Genomic DNA, 15,603 nt, shown 5'->3' on the forward strand with positions numbered 1-15,603 from the left:
ATAAAAGGGAGAGGATGGATCATGCGCCACACCGGCACACTTGAACTGGAGACCGGCCGTCTGCTGTTGCGCCGACTGCTGCCGCAGGATGCCCCGCAGATGTACGAAAACTGGGCAAATGACCCGGCTGTGACCCGGTTTTTGCGCTGGGAACCGCACAAAAGCCCTGCCGAGACCCGGGAGCTGCTTTCGGCATGGGCGGAGCTGTATCCGAACCCCGATTACTACCAGTGGGCCATGGTGGAAAAGGCCACCGGACAGGTGTTCGGCTCTATCTCCGTATACAACGCCCTGCTGGGCGAACCGCAGCAAAAGACCAGGTGGCCGGGGTTGGACCTCTCCGGCGGCATCTGGGAGCCGGGCTACTGCATCGGGCAGAAGTGGTGGGGCAAAGGCTTTACCACCGAGGCGCTGCAGGCCGTGGTGGATTTCTGGTTCAGGCAGGTGGGCGGTGCCTTCCTTACCTGCTGCCATGCAGTGCAGAACCCCGCCAGCGGCCGGGTGATGGAAAAGGCAGGCTTTGTGTACCACCACAACGACGTTTACCACAAATTTGACGGCACACCGGTGGAATGCCGGTGCTATCTGCTGACAAAAGAGCACTACGATAACAGAAAGGACTTACTTTGAGCGAGCTTTATGATATTCTGACCGAGACCCCTCCCGCAAAGGTGGTGCTGCTGGCACTGGATCAGGGGCTTTGGGACTGCGAGCGCAGTCTGGCAGAGCTTTCTGCCCTGTGCGAGGCCAACCACATGGAGGCCGTGGCGCAGATCACCCAGAAGCGCCAGACCCCGGAGACCGGCATCGTGCTGGGCAGCGGCAAGCTGGAGGAGGCATCCCTTGCCGCCCAGACGCTGGGCGCGGAGTGCGCTGTGTTTGACGGAGAGCTGACCGGCAGCCAGATCCGCAACATCTCCAACGCGCTGGGCGGCTTGGAGGTCATCGACCGCACCATGCTGATTTTGGAAATTTTCCGCAGCCGCGCCGTAACCAACGAGGGCAAATTGCAGACCGAACTGGCGCTGCTGCGCTACCGTCTGCCCCGCCTGCAGGGCATGGGCGAGGCGTTGAGCCGTCAGGGCGGCGGCGGTGGCGGTGGCGGCGGTGCCCGCCGCGGTGCCGGTGAGACCAAGCTGGAGTTGGACCGCCGCCATGTGCACGCCCGCATTGATGCGCTGGCCGAGAAGCTGGCCGAGATGGAAAAGCGCCGGGGCGAGAGCCGCAAGGCCCGCGCCAAGACCGGGATGCCTGTGGTAAGCCTTGTTGGCTACACCAACGTGGGCAAATCCAGCCTGATGAACGCCCTGTGCGGCCCCAGCGTAGCCGAAGCCGATATGCTGTTTGCTACACTGGACCCCACCAGCCGCAAGCTGGTGCTGCCCAGCGGCATGGCGGTGCTGCTGGTGGACACGGTCGGCTTTGTGTCCCGCCTGCCCCACAATCTGGTGGAAGCCTTCAAGTCCACCTTGGAGGAAGCCGCATGGTCGGATGTGATCATCCGGGTCGCAGACGCCGGGGACGACCAGCGCGAGGAACAGCTGTCTGTCACCGACGAAGTGCTGGACGGGCTGGACTGCGCCGATATCCCTCGCCTGACCGTTTACAACAAGTGCGACAAGCCCAACACCCTGAGCTTTGACCCCGATATCCTGCTGACCAGCGCCAAGACCGGCTACGGACTGGACAAGCTGCTGCAAAAGCTGGACGAGGTGCTCAGCGACAGGGTGCACACCATCCGGGTGCTGCTGCCCTACGACAAGCTGGGGCTTGCTGCCCCCATGCGGGAGCGTGGCAGCGTGCAGGTGGAGGAATACCGGGAGGACGGGCTGTATCTGGAAGGCATCGTCAAGACCGAGGACCTGCACTGCTTTGAGGGCTATCTGGTCTGATAGGTGCATACGTTTTAAATAGCCTCCGCTGTGCTCTGGCTATCATCAGCGGAATAGTATTTTGATATAGAGCAAGGGGCTGTTGCACAAGCAACAGCCCCTTGCTCATTGTTTGGCTATTCGGTTTTTATACCGTTTATTCGTAGGTCACAACAGCGACCCATACCGATGTCTTTTCAACCTTTACCAGTTTATCAGTCGCTTCATCCCATTTTGTGCGGCGGCCATCGTCCGTTTTGACCACTGCAATGCCCTTTACCTTCAGACCCTTCTTATCGTTCAGGTCGTTAATCTGCCATGCGATATCGTTTGCCCGTCTTGCATCATTATTTGACCCCGGGTCGTCCGAAACAAGCACAAGGCACTTCGACTTGCCAGCCACAAGGGCTCTTTCCAGATCTTGGCTCCAGGGGAAGTACTTATCCTGCTGTTCAAGCACCGTATCGTTCTCATCCCGCACAGCGCTTTCCTCGTTTGGGGCAGCTTCAAACGGAACCAGTTTCTGCAGCAGGGAGACAAAACGGTCAGCATCTGCTTTCAGGGAAGGATCCTCCGTCACCTTGACATCACTGCCGTTCAGCTGCAGCATGACATTGATCACATCCACATCCTTTGAGCCGACACTGCTGCCGCAGCCTGCCAAAAGCGCAAGTGCCATCGTACCAGCGAGAAGAACAGCCAGGATTCGCTTTGATAATTTCATTTGTGATTCCTCCTTTTGAAGTCGAGCGTAACGTTCCTGCATCTTTTCTACAGGACCTCACAACAATTTTACTCTTTTCAATAGTCTTTTGTCAATGCACCGCCGTATTTTCGGAAAGGCCTACAAAGTATAGGGTTTATAATTGTATCTCTGCACAAGCCAAACAGCCCCTTTGCATTTTCACGGGCGGGGTCGTGACCGGAAACAGCTGCTCTATGGGTCAAGTACGTGTTTTACCGCCACTCCCTTTTGTGAAAAAGAAAAAAGCCCCAACAAACACAAAAACCCGCCTGGCAGCGGGTTTTTGTGTATAGAGGGGTGGGAAAGTATATAAAGTGGTGAATCTCAATATCACTGGCAGACTTTTATTCATTGCGCTGCCTTGCATGATGTATTATACCCGTTTTTCTTTTCTTGTCAAACAAGATTTTCGGATTTTGCTTTAAAATAATACTTTACTTTTTCACAAAAACTTTATATAATTAACATAGAATTTCAGAAACAAAATTTTATTCCATTTCCGTGGGTTTGCACAACATAAAAACTTTACTTTCAGAAAATTTTATACAATCCAACATATTTTTGAAGGAGGCTCTTCTCATGGACGATCTTGACCGCAAAATCCTCACCCTTCTGGCCAAAAACGCACGGATGCCCGTCAAAGAAATTGCGGAGCAGGTGTCACTTACCAGTCCGGCAGTCTCCAGCCGTATCCATAAGCTGGAAACGGACGGCATCATCAGCGGCTATACCGTTACGCTGAACCGTCCGGCAGACCGGATGTATGTGGATGCGCTCATCAGCCTTTCGGTGGCCCCCTCCAAGCAGGATGCTTTTCTGGAGCTGCTGCAAAACAGCCGCGAGGTGCTGCAATGCTACCACGTTACCGGTGCGTACACCTTTCTGGTCAAGGTCAGCTGCGGCAGCATGGCGCAGCTGGAGCATCTGATCCTGCAGTTCCAGAAGCTGGGCACCACCAGCACCCAGATCATTCTGTCCACGCCGGTGAACCATGGCGATCTGGACGCTTTGATGCTGTAAGCGGGCGCTGTTCATAAAACTGTTACTTTTTCCCTGCAATTTTGCGGTGCGGTGGTTCGTATCCAGAATAGCAGCCCAAAACCGGCACACACTACCTGTAACGTGTGCGCCCGGCTGCACCTTCCACACACAGCACTATGAAAGGAAATGCAATACTATGAAAAAATTCATCGCCGCCCTGCTGGCAGGGCTGACCCTGTTTACTTTGGTGGGCTGCTCCGGCGGCAGCAAGGCCGACAGCTCCACCCCCAAGGACTACTCCCAGATCATCCACGATGCCCGCAGCGACGAGGACAACGAGTACGATATGATCTTTACCAAGGGCGAGGACGGCAAGTTTACCGCCATCGATGGTTACAGCGCCGAGTACGAGGCTGACCAGCTGAACGAGGAGATCCGGGACATCCTGATGCCTCTGCTGAATTTGGAGGACGGCCAGTACACCACCTTTGCCGCCAGCATTTCCAGCATGATGGTGCGCAGCTACGCTGTTGCCATCGTGAAGCCTGCCGAGGGCAAGACCGATGAAGTAAAGGCCGCACTGGAAGCCTATGTTGCCAGCGAGCAGCAGTCCATGGAGCACTATCTGGAGGATCAGTACCTCGTGGCTAAGGCTGCCACCGTCACCGTAGCCCCCACCGGCGAGGTGGTTCTGGTCTGCGCCGAGGATCACGACACCATTCTGACCAATATCGAAAAGGCTCTGGCCGCATAAAATGTTTTTTGAAACCGCACTCTGTACAGGGTGCGGTTTCTTTTTGCGGCGGGTTATGCTATAATACCCCTTGGATTCGTACATCCGCAGGAGAAAAACTATGAGCAAAGCAACCATCGTCATCCCAAATATCAACGGCAAGGGCTGGCTGAAGGACTCCATCGAGTCCATCTACGCCCAGACCGAGCAGGATTTTGACCTGATCGTGGTGGACAACGGTTCCACCGACGAAAGTCTTGCGCAGGCGCGCAGCTACTGCACCCGCCCCAACTTCACCCTGATCGAAAACGGACGCAACACCGGTTTTTCATACGCGGTCAATCAGGGCATTGCTCGGGCGCAGAGCAAATATGTGGTGCTGTTCAACAACGACGCCTTTGCCGAGCCGCAGTGGCTGGCCGAGCTTTTGCGCACCGCCGATGCCGATCCCAAAATTTTTGCGGTGCAAAGCCTGATGATCCGGCACTTTGAGCGGGAACTGGCCGATGATGCCGGGGACTATGTAACATGGATGGGCTTTGCCTGCAAGACCGGCGATGGCCGCCGCGCCAGCCGCTACACCAAGCAAAAGCGTATCTTCTCGGCCTGCGGCGGCGCAGCGCTGTACCGCAAAAGCATTCTGGACGAGATCGGCGGCTTTGACGAGCACTTTTTTGCCTACTTTGAGGACGTAGACCTGAGCTGGCGCGCCAATAATGCCGGTTACAAAAATGTGCTCTGCCCCACTGCCAAGTGCTACCACATCTGCGGTGCCAGCACCGGTGCTGTGCGCTACAACGCCTTTAAAAGCCAGCAGAGCGGCCGCAACAGCATTCTGCTGCCGCTCAAAAACGAACCGCTGCTGATGCTGGTACTCAACTTTATCCCGCTGGCGCTGGGCTATCTGCTCAAGTGCTACAAGTTCCACAAGCAGGGCTTTGGCGAGGCTTGGGACAAGGGCATGCACGAAGCCTTTGCCCTGCTCAAAGCGGGCAAGTTGGGCAAGCGTCCCTTCCGCCTGAAAGACCTGCCCAACTACATCCTGATGGAACTGTGGATGATCTGGAACATGGTGCCCTACCTGTGGTATCGGCTGGTAGTTGTCAGGTTTGATTTAAAATAAAACGTACAAAAAACACCCGACTGCGAAAGCAAACGCACAGTCGGGTGTTTTCATTTACATTTTACGCTGCGGTGCTGGCGGCATCCTCAGCGGCAGGAGATTCTGCCACGGCGCTGTCCGCGCCCGCTTCAGCCTGTGCCTCCGGCTGCACAGCCGAGGCAGCAGCCGAATCTGCCGCAGCGGAATCTCCGGCAGTAGCCAGAATGGCGTCCTGCACATCGCTTTCCGCCATGGGCTCCGGCTGTGCGGCAGCGGAGCTTGCGGCGCTTTCGGGCTTGGTCTCGCTCTCGGTCAGGCCGGTCAGATACCAGCTGCCGCTCTGGCGCTCGAACAGGTAGTCCATATACTTGGTGGGGGTGTCCGAGGAGGGGTTGATGATGCTGTCGTCCGCGCTGGCGGTGGGGATATAGCCCACAGTGACGTGCAGCTTGCCGCTGCGCTTGAACAGCTTGACCACGGTGGCGCGGTAGTAGCCCACCGTACCGGTGATGGGGATCTTGTAGCACTGGGTGGTCTCGTCAAACTCGACGGTCATATCCTCCATGTCAAAGCTGCGGTGGGTCAGCTTGAAGCCGGGGCCCAGCAGCTTTGCCAGATAGGCATCCACTTCCACCGAGGGCAGCAGCAGCTGCTCGGTCTCGGGGTCGGTATTGTAGTTATCAAAGCCGCCCTGCGTCTCCTGAATGCTGTACACACAGCCCCACACGGCTGCTTCCCGCAGGGTCAGGTCATTGATGTTCTCAATGCCGTCAAAGGGCATGGGGTCGAACAATACCAGACCCTCCAGCTTGTCCTCGTATTCCTGCTTTTGTGCGGTATCGTCAAACAGGTTTGCCACAAGGCCCACACCGGCCCGCAGCACCGTAATAAACCCGATGAGCACCAGCACCGTGATCAGCAGACCTAAGGTCTGCCGCCAGCGGCGGCGCTTGATCCGGGCGTGTTCTTCCGGGGTGATCGTGTTTTTCATTGGTCTGAGTCTCCCAAAGTTTTTAGTCTACCCAACAGTATACCACATCCGGCCACAGAGTGCAAAACCTGTACCGGTGGTTTTTTTGTGAAAGCAGGCTTTTTATTCCCAGTCCTTCCATATCTCGGGCTGGTAGCCCACGGTGGCCTTGCGTCCGTTGCGCACGATGGGGGTCTTGAACAGCTGCTGGTTTTCAAACAGCTTGTCCTCCTTCTGCCAGTCCACCAGCGCATCCAGCAGCGCAAGGGTCTGCTTGTCTTTTGCCGCCGGGTCAACCAGCTTTTCCCAGCCGCCCAAGGCGCGCGCCACGTTATCAAACTCGCCCCGGCTCATGCCCTTTTCCTTCAGGTCGATCATCTGGAACTTTATGCCGCGCTCCTTGAAATAGCGCTGCGCCTTTTTGGTATCAAAGCACTTGCTCGTGCCAAAGATCTGGATATTCATCTTATCTCCTCCTGCCGGTTCCCGGCGGTCTTATTGTACCACACCGCAAACCGCTTGCATAGGCATAATTTGCGGCAAAACGGGCAATGCTTTCCGCAAGGAGGTGTTTGCATGAACGCATTCGTAGACCCTGAACTGTGCATCGGCTGTACCCAGTGCGCCGGGCTGTGCCCCGCAGTGTTCCACATGGAGGGCGTTCTGGCTGTGGCAGAGCCCGGCCCCATCCCGCCGGAGGAGGTGCCACAGGCCGTCACCGCAGCCCAGAGCTGCCCGGTAAGCGCCATCCGCATCGAGGAGTAACCCGGCACCGGTAAGGCTGCCGCACAGCGTGTGCGGCAGCTTTTTTTGCGGCGGAACGATTTGAAATGCCCTCCGCGCTGCTCCGGGCACAAACAGCGGAATTTATGATTTCGGTCTGGTGGAACGCCTGTCGGCGTTCCACCAGACCATTTTCACGCGTGAATATACAATAAAATGCGGAGCATTCCCTTTTTTACACAAAAAGCTCCCGCGCGGTGCGGTTTTGTGCTATACTATAAGGTGTGAAATTACGCAACGGAGGAACTGCATTATGCGTTTACTGGTCATTGACGGCAACAGCATTGCCAACCGCGCTTTTTACGGCATCAAGCTGCTGACCACCAAGGACGGACGTTATACCAACGCCATCTATGGCTTTTTGAACATTCTGCTCTCCCTGCTCAAGGAGTGCCAGCCGGACGAGGTGGCCGTAGCTTTTGACCTGAAAGCCCCCACCTTCCGGCATAAAATGTACGATGGCTACAAGGCCACCCGCCACGCCATGCCCGAGGAGCTGGCGCAGCAGATGCCGGTGCTCAAGCAGCTGCTGGCAGACCTTGGCTACCGCACCGTTACCGCCGAGGGCTGGGAAGCGGACGATATTCTGGGCACGCTGGCTGCTGCCTGCGCCGCCCGCAAGGACGATTGCTTCCTTGCCACCGGAGACCGCGACAGCCTGCAGCTGGTGAGCGAGACCACCACCGTGCTGCTGGCTGCCACCGTAATGGGCCGCAGCAAGACCGTGGTGATGGACGAGGACGCCATTCAGGAAAAATACGGCCTTGCACCCAAGCAGCTCATTGAGGTGAAGAGCCTGATGGGCGACACCTCGGATAACATCCCCGGCGTGAAGGGCATCGGCGAAAAGACCGCGCTCTCTCTGGTGCAGGCCTTCGGCTCGCTGGAGGGCGTGTACCAGAACATTGACGACAAGCGCATCAAGCCCAAGCAGCGGGAGCACTTGTTAGAGGACAAGCCCATGGCTGAGCTGAGCCACACACTGGGCACCATCCGCACCGATGCCCCCATCGACACTGCCGAGGGTTCCTATACCGTAGGTGAGGGCAACAAGCCCGCCGCCGTGCGGCTTTTGCAGGAATTGGAGATCCACTCCCTGATCCCCCGGTTCGGGCTGGACGGCGTAGCGCCGGAAGCAGCCGCCGAGGAGCAGGCCGTAGAGCTGCCGGAAGCCGACCTCGCTCCCCTGCCCCTGACCCCCGCCGGGCACTATCTGGTGGCCGCCCGCCCCGCCGTTACCGGCAAACAGGGCACCCGCAACGTGGTATTGCAGCCGGAAAGCTGGTACGCCGTGCAGGACACCACCGTCTACCCGCTGGAGGATACCGACCTGCTGCGGCTGCTGGACAATGCCGATGTGACGCTGGATGTGTTCAACTCTGCACCCCTGTACGCCAAGGCCATGGCTGCCGGCGGCTGGGGCAGCAGCATCGTCTGGGACGGCAAGCTGGCCGCCTATCTGCTGGACGCTTCTGCCTCCAAGTACCAGATCAGCGAGCTGATCCCCGCTTACAAGGCCGCTGCCGCCTTTACCTGCACCGATTACCCGGACGCCGGGCGGCTGGCCGACCTGTTTGCCCGGATGAAGGCCGAGATCACCGCCTGCGGCGAGGATGCGTTGTACAACGAGATCGAGTTCCCGCTGGCACAGGTGCTGGCCGACATGACCCGCACCGGCGTGCTGGTGGACAAAGACGGCATCGAGCAGTTCGGCGTAAAACTGCGGGAGGAGCTGGAGCAGGTGCTGACCCGCATCCATATGGAGACCGGCAGCGCTACCTTCAACCCCAACAGCCCCAAACAGCTGGGTGAGATGCTGTTCGACACCATGGGTCTGCCCCACGGCAAAAAGACCCAGCGCGGCTGGTCCACCGATGCCGAAACGCTGGAAAGCCTGCGCGAGTACCCGCTGGTGGAGGACGTTTTGCAGTACCGCGCCTACCAGAAGCTGAACTCCACCTATGTGGAGGGTCTGCTCAAGGTCATCGGCGAGGACGGACGTATCCACTCCACCTTCAACCAGACCGAAGCCCGCACCGGACGGCTCTCTTCCGATAATCCCAACCTGCAGAACATCCCCATCCGCACCGAGCTGGGCAGCCAGCTGCGCGCCTACTTTATCGCAAAGCCGGGCTGTGTGCTGGTGGACGCGGATTACAGCCAGATCGAGCTGCGCATTCTGGCGCACATCACCGGGGACGAACACATGCAGCAGGCCTTTTTGAACGGTGAGGATATTCACCGCAGCACCGCCGCCAAGATCTACGGCATCCCGCAGAGCGAGGTAACGCCCCGGCTGCGCTCCTCTGCCAAGGCCATCAACTTTGGCATCATGTACGGCAAGGGCGCGTACAGCCTTTCCAAGGATATCGGCGTGACCGTGAAGGAGGCAGACGCCTTCCTCAAGAACTATCTGGCGGCCTTTCCCAGCGTGAGCGGCTATATGGACAAGACCATTGCGGATGCCAAGGCAAACGGCTATGTGTCCACCCTGTTCGGCCGCCGCCGCACCCTGCCGGAGCTGGCCAGCACCAACTTCAATGTGCGCGCCAGCGGCGAGCGCATGGCACGCAACACCCCCATTCAGGGCACCGCTGCGGATGTGATCAAGCTGGCCATGGTGCGGGTGTGGAAGCGCCTGCGGGACGAAAAGATGGCAAGCCGCCTGATCCTGACCGTCCACGATGAACTGATCGTGGAGGCCCCGGAGGCGGAGGCCGAGCAGGCTGCCCGCATCCTGCGGGAGGAAATGGAAGGCTGCGTGCAGTACGCGGTGCCCCTGAGCACCGATGTGCACGCAGGCAAAAACTGGCTGGAGGCACACTAAAATGATTATTCTCGGAATCGAGTCTACCTGTGACGAAACTGCCGCCGCGCTGGTGGAGGACGGACGGCATCTGCTGAGCAACGTCATCTCCACCAGCGTCAAGGAGCAGGCGTTGTACGGCGGCGTTGTACCGGAGATCGCCAGCCGCCGCCACTGCGAGTTCATCAGTGCTACGGTCAAAAAGGCTCTGCTGGACGCCGGTAAGACCATAGAGGACGTGGACGCCGTGGCTGTTACCTTTGCGCCGGGGCTCATCGGCGCGGTGCTGGTGGGCGTAAACTTTGCAAAAGGTCTGGCCTACTCGGCGAACAAGCCGCTGGTGCCTGTGCACCATCTGCGGGGACACATCGCCGCGCTCTACCTGACCCACCCGGAGCTCAAGCCGCCCTTTTTGTGTCTGGTGGCCTCCGGCGGGCACAGCCATATCGTAGAAGTGCAGGACTACACCCACTACCACATTCTAGGTCATACCGTGGACGATGCTGCGGGCGAAGCCTTTGACAAGGTAGCCCGCACGCTGGGTCTGCCTTACCCCGGCGGCCCCAGCGTAGCCGCTGCCGCCAAGACAGGCGACCCCAAGGCCTACCGCCTGCCGGTGCCCCATGTGGAGGGCAAATACAACGTGAGCTTTTCCGGCTTAAAGACCGCCGTGCTCAACGAGGTAAACAAGGCGCAGATGAAGGGCGAGGAAGTGAATGTCCCCGACCTTGCCGCCAGCTTTCAGGAGCGCATCGCGGGCATTCTGGCCGAAAAGCTGCTGCTTGCCGCTGCCGATACCGGGGCAAAACAGGTGTGCCTTGCCGGTGGCGTAGCCGCCAACGGTCGTCTGCGCCAGCTGGTAAATGACGGTGCCCAGAAGCTGGGCGCCAAGGTCTACCTGCCGGAACTGAAGTTCTGCGGCGACAATGGCGCGATGATCGCGGCACAGGGCTACTACCAGTACATTGCCGGGCACACCGCCGGGCTGGAGCTGAACGGCCTGCCCACCCTGCCCATCGACTACGAATAAATACATCACCGGAGGTGTTCCCATGACCGAGCGCAATCCTATCCTGCAAAGCCTGTTCGACCGCAAGTCGGTGCGGGTGTATGAAGAAAAGCCCATCCCTGCCGAGATGAAGCAGGCCATTTTAGAAGCTGCCGCACAGGCGCCCTCTGCGGGCTGTCAGCAGCTGTACACCATTTTAGACATCACCGACCCGGCGCTGAAGGAAGCGCTGGCCGAAAGCTGTGACCACCAGCCCTTTATTGCCAAAGCACCACTGGTGTTGGTGTTCTGCGCCGACTGCAAAAAGTGGTACGATGCCTACTTAGAAGTCGGCTGTACGCCCCGCACCCCGGGTGTGGGCGATCTGATGCTGGCAGTCACAGACGCCGCCATTGCCGCCCAGAACGCCGTAGTTGCCGCCGAAAGCTTTGGCATCGGCTCGTGCTACATCGGGGATATCATGGAAAACTGCGAAACCCAGCGCAGCCTGCTGCACCTGCCGGACTATGTGTTCCCGGCGGTAATGCTGGTGTTCGGCTGGCCCACCCAGCAGCAGAAAGACCGCGTAAAGCCCCAGCGCTGCGCCATGGAGCATATCGTGCACGAAAACGGTTACCGCACCATGGACGGCGCAGAGCTGCGGGATACTTTTGGCTACAAGGCCGGTAACGCGCCCTTTGACCAGTGGTGCACCGCTTTTTGCAACCGCAAGTATAACTCCGATTTTTCCAAGGAGATGACCCGCTCGGTGGAGGAATACCTCGGCCAGTTCCGGTGATTTAAAACGTTTCTGACCCACAAATCAAAGCAACAAAAAAGCGGCAGCTGCACGGTATTTTGTGCAGCTGCCGTTTCTCGTTTATCTTTGGTTTTCCGCAAACAGTGCGCCCAGCTCCGGCAGGATATCATGAGGCAGCATCCCGTACTCGCCGCGCTTTGCGGCGGCACGGTCGGCGGCGGCACCGTGCAGATATACCGCGCAGGCGGCGGCTTGATAGGCGGGCAGACCGCAGGCCAGCAGCGCTGCCAGCATGCCCGCCAGTACATCCCCGCTGCCGCCCCGGGCAAGCCCCGGGTTGCCGGTGGGGTTCACGCACACCCGCCCGTCCGGGCTTGCCACCACGGTGCGTGCACCCTTCAGCACCACCACGGCGTTCCACGCCTTGGCATACCGCAGGGCGATGCCCTCCCGGTCGGCGGCAAGCGCTGCTGCCGAAAGCCCGGTCAGGCGCGCCATCTCACCGGGGTGCGGGGTGACCACCAGCTCCCCCGCCGGGTGCGGGAAGGGCTTGCCCTCGGCCAGCAGCTGCGCGGCGGCGTTCAGACCGTCGGCGTCCAGCACCGCAGCGCCCGCAAAGCCGGGCAGAAGCTGCTGCACCAGCGTGCGGGTCTCGGCTGCCCGGGCAGCGCTTTGCGCTGTGCTGCCAAGACCGGGGCCCAGCAGCAGCACGGTAGCCTTCTGCCGCCGGAGCAGCGGCATATTTTCCGGTGCAATGCCGCCCTGTGCGCCCTCCTTACAGGGGCACAGGCAGCACTCCGGCAGGCGTGTGACGGCGGCGCTGACCACCGGCTCGACACTGGCAAGGGTAACGATGCCCGCCCCGGTGCGCAGTGCGCCCTCAGCTGCCAGCAGGGCAGCGCCCCGGTAAAAGGCACTGCCCGCCACTGCCAGCACGCTGCCAAAGGTGCCCTTATGGCTGTCCCGGGCGCGGCGCGGGATGCTTTGCCAGACAAATTCTTCGGTAATTTCCACAGCCATGGGTGCACCTCCACAGAACGATTTCAAATGCCCTCCGCGTTGCTTTGGGCATCTTCAGCGGAATCATTATTTTATATTTTGTCGTTTTGGAAAATCTGCGGATTTTCCAAAACAACTTTTTCACAAGAGAGGATTTTTATTTCGGTCTAGCGGAACGCCTGTGGGCGTTCCGCTAGACCATTTTCACAGGGGGGGCAGCATTACGCCTGTCCCTGCACAAGGGCGCGGATCTGTTTTTCCACGTTCTGCACTTCCTCGTGGAACATCCGGGCGGACACGCGCAGCGCGCCGTGACCAAGGATGATGACCTGCTCCATGCCGTCCGAGGTCGCCACGCGGACGCGGCGGCTCTTGCCGATCTCGTGGGTGACCCGCTCGATGAACATATCGGCGGTCTCGGCCTCCTTGGTGTAGACCACATGGATGTTGTGGTACTGCTCAATGGCACCGGGGCTGCCGGGCACGCGGTAGGCATCGAATACCAGAATGAGCACGCATTTCTGGTAGCCCTGATAGTTGCACAAGATGTCCATCAGTCGATGGCGGGCGGCGTCCAAGCTTTCCTTTGACAGGGCGTTCAGCTCGTCCCACGCAAAGATGATGTTGTAGCCGTCCACCAGCAGATACTCCGGGGCAATTTCCCACTGCTCGGCGGCAAAATCCGGGCGTTCGGTCTTTTGCACCGGGCGGAAGGCCGCCAGCGGGTCCCGCTTGATAGGGCCGTAGGTGCGCTCAAAAATTTTAAGCAGCTCGGCATCCTCCTCCAGCGTGGCGCGGTAGGCCATGGCGCGGCGCTGGGGCGCAGCCTGCACCTCCGGGCGGGCGGGCTTTGCCTTGCCCCAGCCGCTTTCAACATGCATGTGACTGCGCACCTCGTTCCACGGCACTACAAAGCCAGCACCATGGGCACAGAACACGGAATCTGCGGGGTTTTCCAGATCATGCTCCGGCTGGTAGCCGATTTCTGCAATGACCTGCTGCGCGTTGTGGCAGGGGCGGTAGCCGTCCAGCGTCAGGCTCAAATGTCCCCTGCCCCGGGTGTAGCTGACCACTTCCATGGGGTAGCTGCGCATGGTAGATACCGGCGCAAAGCCGGTCAGGGTGGCGGTCTCCGCGCCGCTTTCCGGCGGGTCAAAGCTACCCTCCATGCGCTGGATATCGCTCATGGCGCGGCCAATGTTCTCCACCGGCACTTCCAGCCGGAAGGCGTACCACGGCTCTAACAGCTGGCTTTTGGCCAGCATCAGCCCCTGCCGCACGGCGCGGTAGGTGGCCTGCCGGAAATCGCCGCCCTCGGTGTGCTTCAGGTGCGCTTTGCCGGTGAGCAGAGTGATCTTTACATCGGTCAGCGGTGCACCGATCAAAACGCCAAGATGCTGCTTTTCTTCCAGATGGGTCAGCACCAGCCGCTGCCAGTTTTTGTCCAGAACCTCTTCCCGGCAGTCGGCGGCAAACCGCATCCCGCTGCCCCGGGGCAGCGGTTCCAGCAGCAGATGCACCTCGGCATAGTGGCGCAGCGGCTCGTAGTGGCCTACGCCCTCCATGGGCTCGGTGATGGTCTCCTTATACAAAATGCCGCCTGGGCCAAAGGATACCTCCAGCCCGAACCGCTCGGCCAGCAAACTGCGCAGCACTTCCAGCTGCACCTCGCCCATCAGCTGCACATGGATCTCGCCCAGTGTCTCGTTCCACACCACATGGAGCTGGGGTTCTTCCTCTTCCAGCCGATGCAGTTTGCCCAGCGCGGCGTGCACATCCGCGCCCTCCGGCAGCAGCACCTGATAGCTGAGCACCGGTTCCAGCACCGGCACATCGCTGTCCCGCTCCGCCCCAAGCCCGGTACCGGGCTTGGCATGGGTCAGGCCGGTCACGGCGCATACCTGTCCCGGGCCGATGACCTCGGTCAGGGTATACTTTGCGCCGGAGTACAGCCGCAGCTGGTTCGCTTTTTCTGCCCACGGCTCGCCGTCTGCTTCGCCGGAGAGCAGAGCCTTTACCTTCAGCTCCCCGCCGGTGACCCGCAGCCATGTCAGACGGGTGCCCTGCTCGTCCTGCGATACCTTGAACACCCTTGCACCAAAGGCGTGCAGCGCCGGGGCGGGGCGGGTGTAGCGGTCAAGCCCCTCCAGAAGTGCATCCACCCCGTCCAGCCGCAGCGCCGCCCCGAACCAGCACGGAAAAACGTGCCGCCGGGCAACTGCAGGGATAATGTCTGCATCGGTCAAAGTGCCTGCATCCAGCATTTTCTCCATCAGCTGCTCATCGCACAGCGCCAGTGCCTCGTTGCGGGCGGCAGGCTCTGCGCCAAAATCCACAAAGCCCTCGCCAAGGCGGTGGTTCAGTTGGGTGAGCAGCTGTTCCCGGGTCATGCCGGGCAGGTCCATTTTATTCACGAATACAAAGGTGGGCACATGGTAGCGCCGCAGCAGCCGCCACAGCGTTTCGGTATGGCTTTGCACGCCGTCCGTTCCGCTGACCACCAGCACGGCGTAATCCAGCACCTGCAAGGTGCGCTCGGTCTCGGTGGAAAAATCCACATGGCCGGGGGTGTCCAGCAGGGTGATGGCGGTATTGCCCGCCGTAAGCAGCGCCTGTTTGGAAAAGATGGTGATTCCACGTGCTTTTTCCAGACTGTCGGTGTCCAGAAAGGCGTCTCCGTGGTCCACCCGCCCCAGCTTGCGGATAGCACCGGCGCGGTAGAGCATGGCCTCGGAGAGGGTGGTCTTGCCGGAGTCCACATGGGCCAGAATGCCCAGTACGATCTGTTTTTGCGTTGTTTCCATGCACTGCTCCTATAAAAAAGTTTCTCATTTATTGTAACACGCTTTGCCGGGAAAAGAAAGT

14 protein-coding genes are annotated in these 15,603 nt (G+C 59.5%); 9 read left to right on the forward strand and 5 right to left on the reverse strand.

All coding sequences use genetic code 11. The features are described 5' to 3' along the window. Window positions 1–21 precede the first annotated feature (21 nt). Both MTP39_RS10200 and hflX read left to right on the forward strand, forming a co-directional pair. Window positions 22–630: a GNAT family N-acetyltransferase gene (locus MTP39_RS10200; protein ID WP_249240447.1), complete on the forward strand. Its 609-nt coding sequence runs from the start codon at window positions 22–24 to the stop codon at window positions 628–630. Further along, complete coding sequence (gene hflX, locus MTP39_RS10205) at window positions 627–1,892, forward strand: GTPase HflX (protein WP_249240448.1); 1,266 nt, start codon at window positions 627–629, stop codon at window positions 1,890–1,892. Before MTP39_RS10200 ends, hflX begins: the two co-directional genes overlap by 4 nt. Before the next feature lie 136 nt (window positions 1,893–2,028). Here hflX and MTP39_RS10210 read toward each other — a convergent pair whose 3' ends face one another. After that, entirely contained in the window at window positions 2,029–2,595 is a 567-nt protein-coding gene (locus tag MTP39_RS10210) for a hypothetical protein (RefSeq protein ID WP_249240449.1), read from the reverse strand. A gap of 600 nt (window positions 2,596–3,195) precedes the next feature. Between MTP39_RS10210 and MTP39_RS10215 the strand changes: the two genes are divergently transcribed. From MTP39_RS10215 to MTP39_RS10225, 3 genes are all read left to right on the forward strand, one after another. Further along, entirely contained in the window at window positions 3,196–3,636 is a 441-nt protein-coding gene (locus tag MTP39_RS10215) for an Lrp/AsnC family transcriptional regulator (protein ID WP_015536797.1), read from the forward strand. 157 nt (window positions 3,637–3,793) lie between these two features. Continuing rightward, window positions 3,794–4,351 (forward strand): DUF4358 domain-containing protein, encoded by a 558-nt coding sequence (locus MTP39_RS10220; RefSeq protein WP_249240450.1) that lies wholly within the window; start codon window positions 3,794–3,796, stop codon window positions 4,349–4,351. Window positions 4,352–4,451: 100 nt separating this feature from the next. Continuing rightward, the gene (locus MTP39_RS10225; protein WP_249240451.1) at window positions 4,452–5,453 is read left to right on the forward strand and encodes a glycosyltransferase family 2 protein; all 1,002 of its coding nucleotides are present in this window, start codon (window positions 4,452–4,454) and stop codon (window positions 5,451–5,453) included. Between the two features lie 61 nt (window positions 5,454–5,514). On the opposite strand, the gene MTP39_RS10230 is transcribed toward MTP39_RS10225, so the two are convergent. Continuing rightward, window positions 5,515–6,423 carry an Ice-structuring protein gene (locus tag MTP39_RS10230; protein ID WP_249240452.1) on the reverse strand — a complete coding sequence of 303 codons (909 nt, stop codon included), beginning with the start codon at window positions 6,421–6,423 and terminating at the stop codon, window positions 5,515–5,517. Window positions 6,424–6,525: 102 nt separating this feature from the next. Beyond that, the gene (locus tag MTP39_RS10235) at window positions 6,526–6,867 is read right to left on the reverse strand and encodes an arsenate reductase family protein (RefSeq protein WP_249240453.1); all 342 of its coding nucleotides are present in this window, start codon (window positions 6,865–6,867) and stop codon (window positions 6,526–6,528) included. Window positions 6,868–6,978: 111 nt separating this feature from the next. On the opposite strand from MTP39_RS10235, the gene MTP39_RS10240 reads away from it, so the two are divergent. The 4 genes from MTP39_RS10240 (at window position 6,979) to MTP39_RS10255 (ending at window position 11,778) form a co-directional block, all read left to right on the forward strand. Further along, window positions 6,979–7,167, forward strand: coding sequence for a ferredoxin (locus MTP39_RS10240; protein WP_249240454.1), 189 nt, complete (start codon window positions 6,979–6,981; stop codon window positions 7,165–7,167). Between the two features lie 271 nt (window positions 7,168–7,438). Beyond that, entirely contained in the window at window positions 7,439–10,012 is a 2,574-nt protein-coding gene (gene polA / locus MTP39_RS10245; RefSeq protein WP_249240455.1) for a DNA polymerase I, read from the forward strand. A 1-nt stretch (window position 10,013) separates the two neighbouring features. Continuing rightward, the gene (gene tsaD, locus MTP39_RS10250; protein ID WP_249240456.1) at window positions 10,014–11,021 is read left to right on the forward strand and encodes a tRNA (adenosine(37)-N6)-threonylcarbamoyltransferase complex transferase subunit TsaD; all 1,008 of its coding nucleotides are present in this window, start codon (window positions 10,014–10,016) and stop codon (window positions 11,019–11,021) included. A 22-nt stretch (window positions 11,022–11,043) separates the two neighbouring features. Continuing rightward, entirely contained in the window at window positions 11,044–11,778 is a 735-nt protein-coding gene (locus MTP39_RS10255; RefSeq protein ID WP_249240457.1) for a nitroreductase family protein, read from the forward strand. An 81-nt stretch (window positions 11,779–11,859) separates the two neighbouring features. Here MTP39_RS10255 and MTP39_RS10260 read toward each other — a convergent pair whose 3' ends face one another. Together MTP39_RS10260 and MTP39_RS10265 are read right to left on the reverse strand one after the other, a co-directional pair. Next, a complete protein-coding gene (locus MTP39_RS10260; protein WP_249240458.1) occupies window positions 11,860–12,759 on the reverse strand; it encodes an NAD(P)H-hydrate dehydratase in 900 nt (299 codons plus the stop codon). A gap of 200 nt (window positions 12,760–12,959) precedes the next feature. Next, complete coding sequence (locus MTP39_RS10265; RefSeq protein ID WP_249240459.1) at window positions 12,960–15,542, reverse strand: translation factor GTPase family protein; 2,583 nt, start codon at window positions 15,540–15,542, stop codon at window positions 12,960–12,962. Window positions 15,543–15,603: the final 61 nt, after the last annotated feature.

It is taken from the genome of Faecalibacterium sp. I3-3-33, from assembly GCF_023347295.1.
Lineage (GTDB): Bacteria > Bacillota > Clostridia > Oscillospirales > Ruminococcaceae > Faecalibacterium.

Coding starts and splice junctions, on each gene's coding strand:
- MTP39_RS10200 (WP_249240447.1), top strand. CDS start 22: ATGCGCCACACCGGCACACTTGAACTGGAGACCGGCCGTCTGCTGTTG.
- MTP39_RS10210 (WP_249240449.1), bottom strand. CDS start 2,595: ATGAAATTATCAAAGCGAATCCTGGCTGTTCTTCTCGCTGGTACGATG.
- MTP39_RS10260 (WP_249240458.1), bottom strand. CDS start 12,759: ATGGCTGTGGAAATTACCGAAGAATTTGTCTGGCAAAGCATCCCGCGC.
- MTP39_RS10215 (WP_015536797.1), top strand. CDS start 3,196: ATGGACGATCTTGACCGCAAAATCCTCACCCTTCTGGCCAAAAACGCA.
- polA (WP_249240455.1), top strand. CDS start 7,439: ATGCGTTTACTGGTCATTGACGGCAACAGCATTGCCAACCGCGCTTTT.
- MTP39_RS10230 (WP_249240452.1), bottom strand. CDS start 6,423: ATGAAAAACACGATCACCCCGGAAGAACACGCCCGGATCAAGCGCCGC.
- MTP39_RS10255 (WP_249240457.1), top strand. CDS start 11,044: ATGACCGAGCGCAATCCTATCCTGCAAAGCCTGTTCGACCGCAAGTCG.
- MTP39_RS10240 (WP_249240454.1), top strand. CDS start 6,979: ATGAACGCATTCGTAGACCCTGAACTGTGCATCGGCTGTACCCAGTGC.
- MTP39_RS10225 (WP_249240451.1), top strand. CDS start 4,452: ATGAGCAAAGCAACCATCGTCATCCCAAATATCAACGGCAAGGGCTGG.
- tsaD (WP_249240456.1), top strand. CDS start 10,014: ATGATTATTCTCGGAATCGAGTCTACCTGTGACGAAACTGCCGCCGCG.
- MTP39_RS10235 (WP_249240453.1), bottom strand. CDS start 6,867: ATGAATATCCAGATCTTTGGCACGAGCAAGTGCTTTGATACCAAAAAG.
- MTP39_RS10220 (WP_249240450.1), top strand. CDS start 3,794: ATGAAAAAATTCATCGCCGCCCTGCTGGCAGGGCTGACCCTGTTTACT.
- MTP39_RS10265 (WP_249240459.1), bottom strand. CDS start 15,542: ATGGAAACAACGCAAAAACAGATCGTACTGGGCATTCTGGCCCATGTG.